This window comes from Rhizobium sp. Nf11,1 (assembly GCF_050587665.1).
Classification (GTDB): domain Bacteria; phylum Pseudomonadota; class Alphaproteobacteria; order Rhizobiales; family Rhizobiaceae; genus Rhizobium.
On the sequence record NZ_JBOBHU010000002.1, the window covers coordinates 254752 to 269108 of the forward strand.

The 14357-nt window shown below is 61.2% G+C and carries 14 protein-coding genes; 6 read left to right on the top strand and 8 right to left on the bottom strand.

From position 1 onward, the window contains the following. Positions 1-18: 18 nt before the first annotated feature. Genes ACQ7C1_RS04045 through ACQ7C1_RS04055 form a run of 3 tightly spaced genes read right to left on the bottom strand, consistent with a single transcriptional unit; the run spans position 19 to position 2456 of the window. Entirely contained in the window at positions 19-894 is an 876-nt protein-coding gene (locus ACQ7C1_RS04045) for an SMP-30/gluconolactonase/LRE family protein (RefSeq protein WP_430957416.1), read from the bottom strand. Continuing rightward, complete coding sequence (locus tag ACQ7C1_RS04050) at positions 891-1721, bottom strand: NAD-dependent epimerase/dehydratase family protein (RefSeq protein ID WP_430957417.1); 831 nt, start codon at positions 1719-1721, stop codon at positions 891-893. Before ACQ7C1_RS04050 ends, ACQ7C1_RS04045 begins: the two co-directional genes overlap by 4 nt. A 21-nt stretch (positions 1722-1742) precedes the next feature. Next, the gene (locus ACQ7C1_RS04055) at positions 1743-2456 is read right to left on the bottom strand and encodes a FadR/GntR family transcriptional regulator (protein ID WP_430957418.1); all 714 of its coding nucleotides are present in this window, start codon (positions 2454-2456) and stop codon (positions 1743-1745) included. A gap of 350 nt (positions 2457-2806) precedes the next feature. Between ACQ7C1_RS04055 and ACQ7C1_RS04060 the strand changes: the two genes are divergently transcribed. From ACQ7C1_RS04060 to ACQ7C1_RS04085, 6 genes are all read left to right on the top strand, one after another. Beyond that, the gene (locus ACQ7C1_RS04060; protein WP_430957419.1) at positions 2807-4744 is read left to right on the top strand and encodes an ABC transporter substrate-binding protein; all 1938 of its coding nucleotides are present in this window, start codon (positions 2807-2809) and stop codon (positions 4742-4744) included. Positions 4745-4862: 118 nt separating this feature from the next. Then, positions 4863-5849, top strand: coding sequence for an ABC transporter permease (locus ACQ7C1_RS04065; protein WP_285194484.1), 987 nt, complete (start codon positions 4863-4865; stop codon positions 5847-5849). A gap of 9 nt (positions 5850-5858) precedes the next feature. Then, positions 5859-6980, top strand: a complete 1122-nt coding sequence (locus ACQ7C1_RS04070; RefSeq protein WP_430957420.1) for an ABC transporter permease — start codon at positions 5859-5861, stop codon at positions 6978-6980. Positions 6981-6987: 7 nt separating this feature from the next. Continuing rightward, positions 6988-8709, top strand: coding sequence for an ABC transporter ATP-binding protein (locus tag ACQ7C1_RS04075; protein WP_430957421.1), 1722 nt, complete (start codon positions 6988-6990; stop codon positions 8707-8709). Further along, positions 8706-9923, top strand: a complete 1218-nt coding sequence (locus ACQ7C1_RS04080) for a mandelate racemase/muconate lactonizing enzyme family protein (protein ID WP_430957422.1) — start codon at positions 8706-8708, stop codon at positions 9921-9923. Before ACQ7C1_RS04075 ends, ACQ7C1_RS04080 begins: the two co-directional genes overlap by 4 nt. Before the next feature lie 12 nt (positions 9924-9935). Next, positions 9936-11123 carry a galactarate dehydratase gene (locus ACQ7C1_RS04085; RefSeq protein WP_430957603.1) on the top strand — a complete coding sequence of 396 codons (1188 nt, stop codon included), beginning with the start codon at positions 9936-9938 and terminating at the stop codon, positions 11121-11123. Positions 11124-11231: 108 nt separating this feature from the next. Here ACQ7C1_RS04085 and ACQ7C1_RS04090 read toward each other — a convergent pair whose 3' ends face one another. From ACQ7C1_RS04090 to ACQ7C1_RS04110, 5 genes are all read right to left on the bottom strand, one after another. Next, positions 11232-11804: an NADPH-dependent FMN reductase gene (locus ACQ7C1_RS04090; protein WP_430957423.1), complete on the bottom strand. Its 573-nt coding sequence runs from the start codon at positions 11802-11804 to the stop codon at positions 11232-11234. An 82-nt stretch (positions 11805-11886) separates the two neighbouring features. Beyond that, positions 11887-12552: a nitroreductase gene (locus ACQ7C1_RS04095; RefSeq protein ID WP_430957424.1), complete on the bottom strand. Its 666-nt coding sequence runs from the start codon at positions 12550-12552 to the stop codon at positions 11887-11889. A gap of 195 nt (positions 12553-12747) precedes the next feature. Next, the gene (locus ACQ7C1_RS04100; RefSeq protein ID WP_430957425.1) at positions 12748-13101 is read right to left on the bottom strand and encodes an ArsR/SmtB family transcription factor; all 354 of its coding nucleotides are present in this window, start codon (positions 13099-13101) and stop codon (positions 12748-12750) included. Between the two features lie 182 nt (positions 13102-13283). Then, positions 13284-13976, bottom strand: coding sequence for a response regulator transcription factor (locus ACQ7C1_RS04105; protein WP_430957426.1), 693 nt, complete (start codon positions 13974-13976; stop codon positions 13284-13286). A gap of 1 nt (position 13977) precedes the next feature. After that, positions 13978-14355: a response regulator gene (locus ACQ7C1_RS04110; protein WP_064812570.1), complete on the bottom strand. Its 378-nt coding sequence runs from the start codon at positions 14353-14355 to the stop codon at positions 13978-13980. Positions 14356-14357: the final 2 nt, after the last annotated feature.

Genomic DNA, 14357 nt, shown 5'->3' on the forward strand with positions numbered 1-14357 from the left:
CTTTCTTCCAGTTGATCGTCAGCCGAAACGGAAGGGCGGCAGCCCCTCCGCATCGACATCGAAGGCGATGACCGTGCCCGCCTCGAAACGTCCGGTGCGGTCGCTCGACAGGCTCGTGACGTAGAGGGTGCTGAAATCCGGCCCTCCGAAACACGGCATTGTCGGTGCTGCGACCGGCAGAATGTAGATTTCGACGATTTCGCCTTCGCTCGATATCCGGTTGAGGCGGCCGGCGGAAACGCCGGCGCTCCAGTAGAATCCGTCGCGATCGGTCGTCGCCCCGTCCGGCCGCCCTTGTTCCTCCGTGAAACTGCGAAGGCGGCGTCCCTCGCCGAGCTCGCCCGTTGCGGGATCGAAATCGAAGGCTTGCAGAAAACACTGTCGGCTGTCGGAGTGATACATCCGCCGGCCGTCCGGCGACCAGGCAAGGCCGTTGGAACTCGTTAGCCCCGTTGCGACGGTCCGGGTGCTGCCATCGGCGCCGACGCGGAAGAGCGCCGCATCATTCACCTGCGGCTTGGCCTCGCTGATCGAGCCGACCCAGAAATGCCCATCCGGGCCAACCTTGCCGTCGTTGAGACGGCCATTGATGTCGCGCCCGACCGGATCGCAGAGAAATTCGATATCGCCTGAGACAGAATCAAAGAGATGGACGCCCGTCTGCAGACCAACGATGATCCTGTTGTCGCCGCAGAGCCCGAGGCTGCCGACCGCAGCCGGCATCTCGAAGCGATCGACCTTGCCTTGCGGGAAAAGCCGCAGGATTGCCGGCGCCAGGATGTCGACAAGCCAGAGAGCGCCGGTTTCCTCGTCCCATACCGGCGATTCACCGACCGTCAGCGGTTGCTGCAGCACGGAACGGATCTTCGGTTCAATGATGCGCGGCGCCCTCACGAGACCGTCTCCAGATCTTTGACGAGGCCCTCGGCATCGCGCATGCGGATGTTGCCGTCGTGATTGAATTCGCAGAAACCGCCGCCCTGGAACGAGCGGGCGACCCGCCCCTCCGCTCCGTCCTCGATACGGGCGTGATCACGCGGCCGATCCTGCGGCTGATAGCCAAGCCGCGTCGCCAGATCATTGTCCCACCATTTCGTGTCGGTGTCGGAAACACCGTAAACAACCGTTGCGGCGATCTGCGGATGGGTGAGGCCGATCCGCACCAGTTGCGCCAGATCCCGGGCGCTGATCCAGATCGCGATCGTGCGCTCGCTGTTTGGGTAGGTGCCGGCATTGCCGATGCGGATGGAAAGGGAGCGGATGCCCGATGTGTCGTAATAAAGTCCCGCCACCAGCTCGCCCCAGCATTTGGAAAGTCCGTAAGGACTGTCGGGTCGCATGGGATCGAGCGGCGAAATGACCTCGCCGCGCGGATAAAAGCCGGTCGCATGGTTGCTTGAGGCGTAGACGACCCGCTGGACCTTATTGATTCGGGCGGCTTCGTAGAGATTGTAGGTGCCGAGCACATTCGCCTGCAATATCGCGTTGATATCAACGCCGCCCGCAAGGCCGGCGAGATGAACGACACCGTCGACGCCGCCCAAAGCGGCCGTTGCCTCTTCGAGCTTTGACAGATCGGCGCGGACGAAGCTTTCGTTCTCGCCCAGATCCGTAGGCTCATGAATATCGATCAGGCGGAGATGCTCAACATGCTGCCGGAGGAACGGGCGCAACAGCGTCCCGACACGTCCGGCGGCGCCCGTCATTGCGATCCGTCTCATCGTCCTTCCTCCCATTGTCGTTCAAACTCCCTGGAACATGCGGGCGCGCGCATTCAGTATGTGTCTCTTCATCGCGTCATGCGCTTCGGCCTCCCGTCGCGCGAAGATCGCCTCCACGATGACCGCATGCTCGTCCTGAACGCTGCGGATCTGCTCCGGCGTCCGTTTCAGGCTCAGGCTTCGCGTTACGGAATGGCCGATGGCGAAATGTGGCTTGAACCATTCGCGCACGGTGATGTGAAACTGATTGCCTGTCGCCATCGCGATCGCGTCGTGCAGGGCCTGATCTTCGTCGGCGCCGAGTTCGCCGTTCCTCAGACATTGTTCGATCGCAAGAAGCGCCTCCGTGATCCGCTCCTTGTCGGCCGGCTGCCAGTTTCGCGCGGCAAGCTCCGCAGCTTCGGCCTCGAGACCTGCGCGGAATTCGAAGAACCGCTGGACATCGGCAAGCGAGCCGACCGGAACCATTTTCAGCATCGACGAATCCGGCCGCTGCCGGACATAGGAACCAGAGCCCTTGCGGGAAACGACGAGGCCATCGGCTCTCAGACGTTCGAGCGCTTCTCGCACAACGGGTCTTGATGCGCCGAAATCGGCGGCAAGTCTCGTTTCCGACGGCAGCCGTTCGTTGACAGGAAAATTGCCGTCCGCGATCATCCCTACGATCTTCTCGTAGATGATGTCGCTGAAGCGCGTTGCGCCCCGGTTCGAAACGGCATCGACTGCAAACGTCATTATCGCTCTTTTCTCCCCCGCCAAGTGACGAATTCGCCCCATCGGCTCTTCGCCCGGCGAGCAGAAGCCGGATATGCCTACTCGACCATGCGCCGGGATGATGTCGCGCCGTCACCGGCCGCGATGCGGCCTGTATACAGCTTCTGACAGGTCTGTCTTCAATCCCTATCCAAGGCAGGATTGCCAATGGGTTGGCGTCGTGTTTGATGCGGCATGGCTATCGAATCTGTAATTATCTGTCAACTCTTGTAATCATTTGAGAACGTGTCTATGGTTTCGTTCCAGCGCCGAGGAGGGCGCAAAACGGCAGGTCGGGAGCCGCCTGTGCCGGCATAAAAGGGGAGGAATCGATGCCCAATGAAATTCTGTCTCGCGGTGTCACCCGCCGCGCCGTTCTCGGCGGCATGGCTGGTGCTGCAGCACTGTCCATCGCCGGTCGTGCCTTCGCCGCCGGTGGGGAAGCGCCTGCGCTGGCGCAACTGGTCAAGGACGGCAAACTGCCGCCGCTGGCCGAGCGCCTGCCGAAGAAGCCGATGGTGGTAACGCCGTTCGAGAAGGTCGGCACCTATGGCGGCACGTTGCGCCGCGGCCTGCGCGGTTCATCCGACCATAACGGCATTCTGCGCATGGTCGGCAACCAGAGCCTCGTGCGCTGGAATCTGGAATTCACCGCCGTGCAGCCGAACCTCGCCCAGCGCTGGGAAGTCAGCGACGACGCGACGCAATTCACCTTCCATTTGATCGAAGGCGTGCGCTGGTCCGACGGCCATCCTTTCACCGCCGACGACGTTGTTTTCGCGATCGAAGACTGCGTGAAGAACACCGAGCTTTACAGCGCGACGCCGGCGCAGCTTGCCGTTGCCGGTAAGCCGGTCACGGTCGAAAAGATCGATGATTATACGGTGAAATTCACCTTCGCGGCGCCCAACGCGCTTTATCTCGAAAACCTTGCCACGCCACTCGGCCAGCATCCGACGCTCTTCCCGAAGCATTATTGCAGCCAATTCCTGCCGAAATACAATCCCAACATCGAAGCCGATGCCAAGAAGGCGGGCGTCACTAGCTGGACGGAGCTCTTCCGCAGCCGCTGCGGTGACATCGAGATTCCGACGCGCTGGGGCAACGTCGACAAGCCGACGCTCGATCCCTGGGTCGTCAAGGAACCCTATGTCGGCGGCGCCACGCGCGTCGTCATGGCCCGGAACCCATATTTCTGGCAGGTCGATACGGCAGGCAACCAGCTTCCTTACATCGATGAGATCAATTTCGGCATATCGCAAGACGTCGAGTCGCTGATGCTCAACGTCATCTCCGGAAAGATCGACATTCAGGAACGTCACATCAGCGTCCTGGCCAACAAGCCGACGCTCTCCCAGAACATGCAGAAGGGCGATTATCGCCTGTTGACGCTCGTGCCTTCCGCCTCGCAACAGTGCCAGATCTACTTCAACATCACCCACAAAGATCCTGCCATGCGCAAGATGTTTGCGGATAAGTCGTTCCGACAGGCGCTCTCGATCGGCATCAATCGCCAGGAACTCATCGACATCGTGTATTTCGGGCAGAGTGAGCCTTATCAGGCCGGGCCGCGTCCGACCCATCCGTGGTATCACGAGAAATATGCGCGTCAATTCACCGAATACGACGCCGACAAGGCAGGCGCGATGCTTGATCAGGCCGGCTATAAGAAGGGGCCCGACGGCTTTCGCGTTCGGCCCGACGGTCAGAAGGTGTTCTTCTCGGTCGACGTCATTCCGACGCTTTATCCCGATCTCGTCGATGCCCTGGAACTGGTCAAGACGCATTGGTCGCAGATCGGCATCGACATGAAGGTCAATACGATCGAGCGGGCGCTCTATTATACCCGCGGCGACGACAATGCTCATGATGCGCAGGTGTGGCCGGGGCCGGGCGGGCTCGACCCGATGCTCGACCCGCGCGATTTCTTCGCCTTCCATCCGCAGGGTTCGCGTTACGCCATTCCGTGGACGCTCTGGTATACGTCAAACGGTGCGCGCGGCGAGGAGCCGCCGGAAAGCCAGAAGAAGCGTATGAAGCTGTTCGACGAAGCGCGTTCGACGGCCGATCTCGACAAACGCGGCGCGATCATGAAGCAGATCTTCGACATCGCCGCGGAGGAATTCGAGACCGTGGGCCTTTGTCTTGCGGTCGGCGGCTTCGGCATCATCCGCAATAATCTGCGCAATGTTCCCGAGAAGCAGCCGGATAGCTGGTCCTGGCCCAATCCGGGACCTGCGATGCCGCAGCAGTTCACCTTCACGAGCTGATTTTGATCGAGCGCCGTACCGACGGTACGGCGCTTTCTTCGGTTCGCCTTCCGAGATGCCTTGCCGGCGATGAGAGCTGGTAAGGCCCGGAGGGCGGTACTCAATGCAAGAGGCGCCCATGCTGGTCTTTATCGCCAAACGTTTGCTGTGGATGATTCCATCGCTCTTTGCCGTCAGCTTCCTCGCTTTCGTGCTGATCCAGCTGCCGCCGGGCGACTATGTCACGACCTATATTGCGACGCTGGCGGCTTCCAACGAAATCGTCGATCAGAACACCGCGGCACAATTGCGCGAACGCTTCGGCCTCGATGACCCGATGCTCATCCAATATTTCAAATGGATATGGGGCATCCTCTCGCGCGGCGACTTCGGCATTTCCTTCGAATGGCAGCAGCCGGTGTCCGATCTGATCTGGGAGCGTATGGCGCTGACCCTGGTTCTCGCTCTTTCGACATTGATCGCCACCTGGGCAATCGCGCTGCCGATCGGCGTCTTTTCCGCCGTCCGCAAATATTCGATCGGCGACTACTTCTTCACCGCCTTCACCTTCTTCGGCCTGGCCGTTCCGTCCTTCCTGCTGGCGCTGGTGCTGATGTATATTGCGGCGGTCGAATTCGGCCAGGACGTCGGGGGATTGTTTTCGCCGCAATATGAGAACGCGCCCTGGAGCTTTGCCAAGATGGGCGATCTCTTTTCGCATCTCTGGCTTCCCGTCATCATTCTTGCCGTGTCCTCGACGGCGAGCCTCATCCGCGTGATGCGCGCCAATATGCTTGACGAACTGCCGAAGCCCTACGTGACGACGGCGCGGGCAAAGGGACTCTCGGAGTTCCGGCTGCTGATGAAATATCCTTTGATGATCGCCCTCAACCCGTTCATCTCGACGATCGCCTGGTTGCTGCCCAATCTCATCTCCGGCTCGGTTGTCGTCGCCATCGTCCTCAATCTGCCGACCGCGGCGCCCTTGCTGCTACAGGCGCTGATGGCCCAGGACATGTATCTGGCGGGCGCCTTCGTTCTGCTGATCTGCGCGCTGACGCTGATAGGCTCTCTGATCAGCGACATCCTGCTTGCGCTGGTCGATCCCCGCATCCGGTTGGAATAGGAGCCCGATATGGCCGACATCGCCGTCACAAATATTCAGCCGGACCGCGCCGCCGTCGCATCCCAGTGGCAGCTGATCTGGTGGGCTTTCCGCCGGCATCGGCTAGCCATGGTGGCGCTCGTCGTCACCGTGATGATGTACATCGTTGCCCTGGTTCCCGGCTTCTTCGCCATCAACGATCCCAACCTGCAAAATGCGCGGGCGACCTTTCACCCGCCGCAGAAAGTGCATCTGATCGATACCGAGAACGGGTTTTCCTTCGGCCTGCATTATTATCCGATGAAGCTGACCCGCGATCCGGAAACTCTCGCCGCCATCTTCAAGGAAGAAACGGCCAAGCGAATCGACATGCAGTTCTTCGGGCGCGGCTATGAATATTCCGTGTTCGGTCTGTTCAACACCAACATCCATCTGATCGCCTCGCCCGACAAGACGACGCCGCTGCTTCTCTTCGGTGCCGACCGGCTTGGGCGCGATGTCTTCAGCCGGACGGTGCAGGGTTCGCAGGTGTCGCTGTCGATCGGCCTCGTCGGCGTCTTCCTGTCGTTGATGCTCGGCATCGTGATCGGCGGCATCTCCGGATATTACGGTGGCCGCATCGATTTCTTCATGCAGCGTGTGATAGATTTCGTGCTGTCGCTGCCGACGATACCGATCTGGCTCGCCATGGCTGCGGCGCTGCCGCAGGATTGGCCGGCGACGCTGCAATATATGATGATCACGATCATCCTGTCGCTGACCGGCTGGGCCCAGCTTGCCCGCGTCGTTCGCGGCCGCTTCCTGTCCCTGCGCACCGAGGAATTCGTCGCCGCCGCCAGACTGGATGGCGTTCGCGAAGGCCGCATCATCTTTCGCCACATGCTGCCGAGCTTTGCCAGCCATATCATCGCTTCGATCACGCTCGCGGTGCCGGCGATGATCCTGGCCGAAACCTCTCTTTCCTTCCTGGGCCTCGGGCTGCAGCCGCCGACAATCTCCTGGGGCGTGCTTTTACGCGAGGCCCAGAACATTCGCTCGATCGCCACGGCGCCCTGGCTCTTCCTGCCGGGCTGCGCGGTCGTGGTCGCCGTCATGGCGCTCAATCTCCTCGGCGACGGCCTGCGCGATGCGGCCGATCCCTACAACAAATGAGGACGGCATGACCGACATCGTTCCCATTGCCGGCAGGCCGCTGCTCGAGGTGAAGAACCTCACCGTCGAATTCCCGCTGCGCACCGGCGTCTTTCGCGCCGTCAACGACCTGTCCTTTACAATAGAGCCGGGCAAGACGCTCTGCGTGGTCGGTGAAAGCGGATCCGGAAAGTCGGTGACGGCGCGCTCGATCCTGCAGATCGTCGATGCGCCCGGCCGTATTGCCGGCGGTTCGATCACACTGAACCACCCCAAGGGCGGCTCGATCGATTTGACTAGCCTCAATCCGCGCGGGCGCCGGATTCGGGCGATCCGCGGCCGCGATATCGCGATGATCTTCCAGGAGCCGATGTCGTCGTTGTCGCCCATCCATACTGTCGGCAACCAGATTATCGAGGCGCTTCGCCTTCACACCAGGATGAGCAAGGCGGAAGCGCGGGCGGAAGCCATATCGCTGCTCAAGCAGGTGGAAATTCCCGCGCCTGAAAAGGCGCTGGATCGATACGCATTCCAATATTCCGGTGGCATGCGTCAGCGGGCGATGATCGCCATGGCGCTCGCCTGCAAGCCGCAGTTGCTGATCGCAGACGAGCCCACCACGGCCCTCGACGTGACGACGCAGGCCGAAATCCTAGACCTGATCGCCCGGCTGCAGAAGGCCAACGGCATGGCCGTTCTCTTCATCACGCATGATATGGGCGTCGTGGCGCAGATCGCCGACGATGTGCTTGTGATGCACAATGGCGTCGCCAAGGAATATGCGCCGGTCGAGCAAATTTTTCACGCACCGAAAGACGACTATACCCGCATGTTGATTGGTTCGGTGCTGAAGCTGGAGCAGAAGGCTGAGATTCGCCTGGCGCGCCCGCCGCTGGACAGGACGAAAGCGCCGATCCTCGAACTGCGCAACGTGTCGATGGATTTTGGCGAAGTGAAAGCGCTGAACGACGTCTCTATTTCGCTTCTGCCCGGCGAGACACTCGGCATTGTCGGCGAAAGCGGATCCGGCAAGACGACGATGGGCCGCTCGATCATGCGGCTGCTCGATCCAACCGCCGGCGAAATCCTCTATCGCCGGGCCGATGGCGGCATCATCGACCTGGCAGCGGCAAAAGGTCAGACGCTTGCCGCCGCGCGCCGCGAATTGCGCATGGTGTTCCAGGACCCCTTCGGCTCCCTCAATCCGCGCATGACCGTCTCCCAGATCATCGGCGAGCCGTTGTTGGTCAACGGCATGGCCAAGGGGAGGGCGCTGGACGAGCGCGTTTGCCACCTTATGGAGCAGGTCGGCCTTGATCCCAGGGCGCGCGAACGTTATCCGCACGCCTTCTCCGGCGGCCAGCGCCAGCGTATCGGCATTGCCCGCGCCATCACCCTCAATCCGCGCGTCATCGTCGCCGATGAGGCGACCTCGGCGCTCGACGTCTCCGTGCGCTCGCAGGTGCTCGATCTCCTGATGCGCCTGCAGGACGAACTCGGGCTCGCCTACATCTTCATCAGCCATGACATCGGCGTCATCCGCTACATGTGCGACCGCGTCGGCGTCATGTATAAGGGCCAGCTCGTCGAAATCGGCGAGGCGGAGAAGGTCTGCCGCACCCCCGAGCACGCCTATACGCAGGCGCTCATATCAGCCATTCCGCGCCCTGACCCACGCGACCGCGATCGTTCGCGGCGCTTCCGCTATGTTGCTCCCGACAGTCTGAAGAACGGGAGCTCCCAGCGATGAAGATCACCGGCGTCAGAACGTTTCTCATGCACGCAGGTCAGCCCGAACCGTCGAAATGGGCCTCCGATGAGCGTTCGGGAGACGGTGCATCCGAGCAGCTACGGGGCACGAGGAACTGGCTGTTTTTGAAGATCGACACCGACGAGGGCGTCACCGGCATCGGCGAATGCTCCGGCTGGCCGCGCGTTATTGAGACGGCGATTCATGATCTGGCGCCGCTCCTGATCGGCGAAGATCCCGCCCATATCGAACGCCTATGGCAGAAGTTGTATATCGCGATGATGGGGCACGGCATGCTCGGTACGGTCGGAGGCGGCGCGATGACCGGCATCGACATGGCTCTCTGGGACATCAAGGGCAAGGCGCTCGGCGTGCCGGTCTGGATGCTGCTCGGCGGCAAGGTGCGCGACAAGATCCCCATCTATTCGCATGCCAATACGCCCGAACGTGCGCTCGCCGGCAAACAGCGCGGCATCAAGGCGATCAAGTGCGGCGGCGTGGCCGATCCCGTCCGCAAGGTCGCAGCACTGCGCGAGGCGGTCGGCGACGATATGGACATCGCTATCGACCTGCACGGGCCGCCATGGCTGACCCCTGCGGATGCCTGCCGTCTGGTGCGGGCGCTCGAACCCTATGAACTCATGTGGGTGGAAGATCCGATCGCGCCCGACAATCTCGAAGGCTACAAGCGCATTCGCGATGCCGCCCATGTGCCGCTTGCCGCCGGCGAACGCTCGGCGACGATCTTCGGGGAGCGCGAGCTCATCGAAAGAGAGCTGGTCGATGTCATTCAGCCCGATACCGGCCGGGCCGGCGGCATCACCCAGATGAAGAAGATCGCGGCCATGGCCGAAGCCCACCACATCCAGATGGCACCGCATTCGGGCTCGCTCGGACCGGTGGCGGAATATGCGGCCCTGCATCTGCTTGCGGCCATCCCGAACGCGCTGATCCTCGAGCGGCTCGACGACGACTGGGACGGCCGTCGCCAGACGATCGTGCCGCATCCCGAGCAGGTCGACGGGCTGATCGCGGTTCCCGACGCCCCGGGACTCGGCTGCGATATCGACGAGGAATTCGTCGCCCGGTTTCCGAGCGGCGGCAATGTCTCCGTTCCCGTGCCGGAGGCCGCCGGCTCCTACAATCCCGGAACCTACAACGAGCATCTCTACGTGCAGACGCGCGTGGCGCGCCGCAGTTATTTCAATCGCTAGAAGGACAGAATGATGAAGATCGACCGCATGCGGGTGTTCATGACCCGCGACAAGGACCGGCCCCGCGTGATCGTCGCACTCGATACCGACGACGGTCTGACGGGCTGGGGCGAATGCTACAATCACGGCCCCGACAAGGCGCTGCCGCCGCTGCTCGACTATCTCTACGCCTTTCTCTCCGGCCAAGACCCGACACGCGTCGATTATCTCGTCAACCTGCTAATCCAGCAGAGCCGCTTCCCGCCTGGCGCACTTGGCCTTGCCGCGATTTCCGCGCTCGACCATTGCCTGTGGGATTTGGCGGCCAAGGCCGCGAATGTCCCGGTCTACAAACTATTAGGTGGCGAGGTACGCGACCGCATCAAGGTCTATGCCGGGGTCTATACCGCGCCAGACGCGCCGGCCGCACGCGACGAGTTCGATCGCCTGAAAGAGGAATGGGGATTCACTGCATTCAAACTCAGCCCCTGGCGTATCGACATGCATGCCCACCGCTGGGGTAATGTGGTAAAAGCCTCGGCCGACTATTTCCGCTCTCTTCGCGAGACGGTGAATGACGAATACGAGATCGCCTTCGATGCTCATGCCAAGATTTTCGAACCGATCGCCGCAAGGCAACTCGGCAATGCGCTGGCGCCTTATGATCCGCTGTTCTACGAAGAGCCGTTGCGTCCCGAGAACATCGAGGCCTGGGGCGACCTGAAACAGGGGCTCAACTGCGTCCTGGCCACCGGCGAGTCGCTCTATAACAGGAACGAATTTCTGCGGCTGCTGCAGGTCAAGGGTGCCGACTTGATCCAGCCCGACATCTGCGTCGTCGGCGGCATCAGCGAAATGCGCCGCATCGCCACGCTTGCCGAAGCCTATTTTGTCGGCGTCGCTCCGCACAATCCGATGGGCCCCCTGGCGACGGCGGTCAATGTGCATTTTTCGGCCGCGGCCCAGAATTTCCGCATTCTCGAATACCGGCTGCCAAAAGGCCAAGCCTATGTCTATGGCGGCCTCGACATCGAGAAGCGGCAGGGAGAAACCCGCTACGTCGTCGATCCTTATCTGCCGAAGGATGGTTATCTCGAACTGCGCCCCGACCGGCCCGGCTGGGGCGTCGAGATGGATGAAAAAGCGATGGAGGAGGAAGGCTATATCCATTGGCAGCGGCGCGTGCCGAAGCGGCCGGACGGCTCCTATGCCTTCGCTTGAGGGCGTGACACGCTAAATGAGAGCTGGCCGCCGGATTGACGCGGCCAGCTTCCGCGGGGCGACGTTTGCCGGCATTGCATGAACATCGCGATCCAGTTCCATGCGCCTCTAGGCGTCTTTCGGCAGCACTGAGCGAACCCTCGCGATGAAGACGTGGAAGTCCTGCATGAACGTTCGCAGGAAATCGGCGGTGCTCTCGTTCGTGACCTCGCCGTCATCGGTGATCAGCCCTGGAGTGAATTGGATGTAGGCTTCCGGAGCATTCATCTGCGGAGAGTTGCAGAAACTGAGCACGCTGCGCAAATTCTGCTGGGCCACGGCTGTGCCAATCGCGCCCGGCGATGTGCCGATCACCGCCGACGGCTTGCGTGTAAACGAGTTGGTGCCGTAGGGACGGCTCGCCCAGTCGATTGCGTTTTTCAGCCCGCCGGGGATGGATCGATTGTATTCGGGCGTCACGAACAGCACGGCGTCGACGGCCGCGATTGCCGCCTTGAATGCCCTGCCGGCCGGAGGGTAATCGGCGTCGTAATCGTAACTGTAGAGTGGCAGGTCCTTGAAGGATATCTCTGACATTTCAAGTTCCCGCGGGGCGACGCGCACCAACGCCTTGGCGAGCTTGCGGTTGATCGAACCCTTGGCGAGGCTGCCGATAAGATAACCTACTTTATGCGTGGTCATGGCGTTCTCCAGTATCCCGCATGATAAAGGACATATCATACGCGGAATTCTCGATGGGGTCTCTGTCCTTTGGGTCAAGCAACTATTCGCCGATAAACGTGACCGTCTCGGCCAGCGGGGCGCGGCCCGTGCGGGCGTAACTTACCGTAGGGTCTTCGTAGCCGATCGACATGCCGCAGAAGAGGATCAGCCCATCGGGCGGCGACAGTACCTCGGCGACCGTCTCGCGAACCTGCGACCATGCCATCTGTGGGCAACTGTGCAGTCCTTCGGCGCGAAGCAGCAACATGACGGTCTGCAGATACATGCCGACGTCGGCCCATTGGGGTAGGCCAAGGTCGCGGTCGATGTAGCAAAACAGGGCGGCTGGCGCGCCGAAGCAGTTCCAGTTGGCGATTGCTGCCCGCTGGCGCGCCTCCCAATCCTCGCGCGCAATGCCGAGCGCGCTGTAGCGTTCCTTGCCGAAGGCGGAGCGGCGCTCGCCGTAGGGTGGCTTCAGCACGGAGGGGTACATCTCATACTGCCGCTTGTCCCAGGCGTCGCCATGCGCCACGCGCTCGACGGCTGATGTCTTGAGTTCGGCCAGCGGCGCGCCGGTCATCACGTAGGTATTCCACGGCTGGATGTTCGATCCTGACGGGGACCATGCCGCGGCAGCCAGCACCCGCTCAAGTATTTCCATCGCCACAGGCTGGTCTTTAAATCCGCGCACCGACCGTCGGCTTGTGACTGCCTCATATACGTCCATGATCGCCTCCATGCGCCGGGCCGTTCGTTCCGTTCCCGATGTGGTTCATTATCTCCATTCGCAATGGAGGCGTAATCACACCGTGGTCTAGGAGGCGTACATCAAACGTACATCAGCGATCGATGCGGTCGAAGGGCATGTCAGCAGAATTGGAGACCAATCATGAGCGGCAAGATCAGCGTTCCGCCATTGGCGTCAGGTGCCGACGGCTCGGGAACGTTCTGCCGCCGTACGGCGATGAGATCCGAAGATGTCCGCGAGCGTATCGAGCATTGCCCTGACCCCGTCAGATTGAAGTGAATAGTAGATCGTCTGCGCAGCTCTTCGTGTTTGCACGAGTTCCTGGTCTCGAAGAATTGCCAGATGCTGAGACGTCGAAGATTGGCTCAATCCCACTTCGTCAGCCAGGACTGTTACGGACATTTCTCCTTCGCTCAACAGATGCAGAATGTGAAGCCGTTTGGAATTCCCGATAGCCGACAGGAAGGTTGCTTCGGTGTCGAAGGCATTGGTTTTAGGGGAAGGCGCGACTGACGATTGATTGTTCAAGGCGAGATCTCCTTTGGGGAACCAAAGCCGGGTGCGGTGTCATATCCCCGAACTTTAATTTAGAGATAACGCAAGCGTGCGGGGCCGAAACCCATTGCCGGCGCCGCATCGTCTTTTTTGGCGTGAATCGGATACGGCGTGCATCAAATGGACAGCCGGCGTTCTTGGCACCTTGATTAAAGCTAACGTGCCCCCGCCTGACGCATCTGCGCCGGCAATGTTTCCCAGGCCCGGATCAGTTCGCCGATCGAGGCGGCCTCCATCTTGTGCATGACGTTGCTGCGATGCAGCTTGACCGTCACTTCGCTGATGCCGAGATCGAAGGCGATCTGCTTGTTGAGGCGCCCGCGTGCGACTTCGTGCAGAACCTCCCGCTCGCGCTGCGTCAGCGTCTCCAGCCGTTCGATATTGCGATTGGCGATCGCCGCTTCCGCTCGTCGTTCGCTGTCCATTGAAATGGCGGCGGTTACGGCATCAAGCAGCGTCTGATCCCGCGCCGGCTTAGTGAGGAAATCCACGGCGCCGGCTTTCATCGCCTGGACGGTCATCGGGATATCTCCATGGCCGGTCAGGAAGATGATCGGCTTGGCAATGCCGTTCTCGGCCAGATGGCTCTGCAGATGGAGACCGCTTGCCCCCGGCATGCGCACATCGAGGATCAGGCAGCCGGGTCTGTTCAATATATCCGCGTCGAGCAGTTCGCGCGTCGAAGCAAAGCTGACCGGCTGAAAACCGGCCGACAGGATCAGCTCCGACAGCGCCTCGCGAATGGATGCGTCGTCGTCCACGATCATGACGAGCGGCTGATCCTCTTCACGTTCACGCTGCGCTGACAAAGGCGCCGATCTACGAACGAACGGCTGGTCAACCCTCATGTCACCCTCCATCTCTCGATTTGTGTAAGGCATTGGCGATGGCCGCGATCAGGGCCTGGGCATCGAATGGCTTGCGGAAGAATCCGCCGGCGCCTTGAGCGCGGCCCTGATCTGCGATCTCGTGGCGACCCGTAATCAGGAAAACCGGCAGCTCCGGGCGTGACTTCCTGACGAGATCGCGGAGTTCGAAGCCGTCGATGCCGGGCATTCCGATATCGGTGATGAGCAGATCGAGGTCCGACAGTCCGTTGACGAGCAGCGAGCCTGCCGACGAGAAGCCGCGGGCGACATAGCCCGCCGATTCCAGAAGGTCGCTCATCGATTCAAGGAGTCTTGGATCGTCATCGACAATTGCCACGACATGTCTTGTCTTGTTCATGT

Excerpts from the sequence above, each read along its gene's own strand:
- ACQ7C1_RS04105 (WP_430957426.1), bottom strand. The coding sequence starts at position 13,976 with ATGAGGGTTGACCAGCCGTTCGTTCGTAGATCGGCGCCTTTGTCAGCG.
- ACQ7C1_RS04060 (WP_430957419.1), top strand. The coding sequence starts at position 2,807 with ATGCCCAATGAAATTCTGTCTCGCGGTGTCACCCGCCGCGCCGTTCTC.
- ACQ7C1_RS04050 (WP_430957417.1), bottom strand. The coding sequence starts at position 1,721 with ATGAGACGGATCGCAATGACGGGCGCCGCCGGACGTGTCGGGACGCTG.
- ACQ7C1_RS04110 (WP_064812570.1), bottom strand. The coding sequence starts at position 14,355 with ATGAACAAGACAAGACATGTCGTGGCAATTGTCGATGACGATCCAAGA.
- ACQ7C1_RS04085 (WP_430957603.1), top strand. The coding sequence starts at position 9,936 with ATGAAGATCGACCGCATGCGGGTGTTCATGACCCGCGACAAGGACCGG.
- ACQ7C1_RS04065 (WP_285194484.1), top strand. The coding sequence starts at position 4,863 with ATGCTGGTCTTTATCGCCAAACGTTTGCTGTGGATGATTCCATCGCTC.
- ACQ7C1_RS04095 (WP_430957424.1), bottom strand. The coding sequence starts at position 12,552 with ATGGACGTATATGAGGCAGTCACAAGCCGACGGTCGGTGCGCGGATTT.
- ACQ7C1_RS04090 (WP_430957423.1), bottom strand. The coding sequence starts at position 11,804 with ATGACCACGCATAAAGTAGGTTATCTTATCGGCAGCCTCGCCAAGGGT.
- ACQ7C1_RS04075 (WP_430957421.1), top strand. The coding sequence starts at position 6,988 with ATGACCGACATCGTTCCCATTGCCGGCAGGCCGCTGCTCGAGGTGAAG.
- ACQ7C1_RS04070 (WP_430957420.1), top strand. The coding sequence starts at position 5,859 with ATGGCCGACATCGCCGTCACAAATATTCAGCCGGACCGCGCCGCCGTC.
- ACQ7C1_RS04080 (WP_430957422.1), top strand. The coding sequence starts at position 8,706 with ATGAAGATCACCGGCGTCAGAACGTTTCTCATGCACGCAGGTCAGCCC.
- ACQ7C1_RS04055 (WP_430957418.1), bottom strand. The coding sequence starts at position 2,456 with ATGACGTTTGCAGTCGATGCCGTTTCGAACCGGGGCGCAACGCGCTTC.